The following is a 636-nucleotide window of genomic DNA, read 5'->3' on the forward strand; positions in this document are numbered from 1 at the left end:
ATGGAAGAACGTCTTCGTTTTGTTGCCCGCCTTCTCGAGGGCGAGGGCATGTCTCATGTCTGCCGTGAGTTCGGGATTTCTCGTAAGACCGGTTACAAGATCCTGAACCGCTATCGGCAGGAAGGTGTGGAGGCTCTGGCGGATCGTTCCCGCCGGCCGGTCCGCTATGCCAATCAGTTGCCCGCACAGATCGAGCGGCTGATTGTCGAGAGCAAGCGGGAGAAACCGCACTGGGGTGCGCGCAAGATCCGCGAACTGCTGGTCAGGCGGCTGGCCGGAGAGGTCCGTATTCCCGCAAAAAGCACGGTTCATGCCGTGCTCGACCGGCACGGCCTGGTCAAGCGCGCAAGGCAAAGGCGGCGGCAAAAGGCCAAGGGAACGCCTCTTTCCAGCCCTCTGCTGCCCAATGCCCTCTGGTGCACCGACTTCAAGGGGGAATTCAGGCTCGGCAATGGCCGACACTGTTACCCCCTCACCATCACCGACCAGGCCGCGCGTTATCTCTTTGCCGTCGAGGCCTTCGACAGCATTCGTCAGCAGAGCGTCATCGAGAGCTTTGTCCGCCTGTTCAAGCAGTATGGTCTGCCACAGGCCATCCGCTCCGACAACGGCGTCCCCTTCGCCAGCCCAAACGGC

The 636-nt window shown here is 61.6% G+C and carries 1 protein-coding gene; it reads left to right on the top strand.

Annotation, left to right across the window (positions count from 1 at the left end; genetic code table 11):
• The coding region (locus FKG95_RS29420) for a helix-turn-helix domain-containing protein (protein WP_142900045.1) at nucleotides 1–636 on the top strand (636 nt) is incomplete at both ends.

The sequence above is a fragment of the Denitrobaculum tricleocarpae genome, assembly GCF_007004665.1.
GTDB lineage: Bacteria > Pseudomonadota > Alphaproteobacteria > Kiloniellales > Kiloniellaceae > Denitrobaculum > Denitrobaculum tricleocarpae.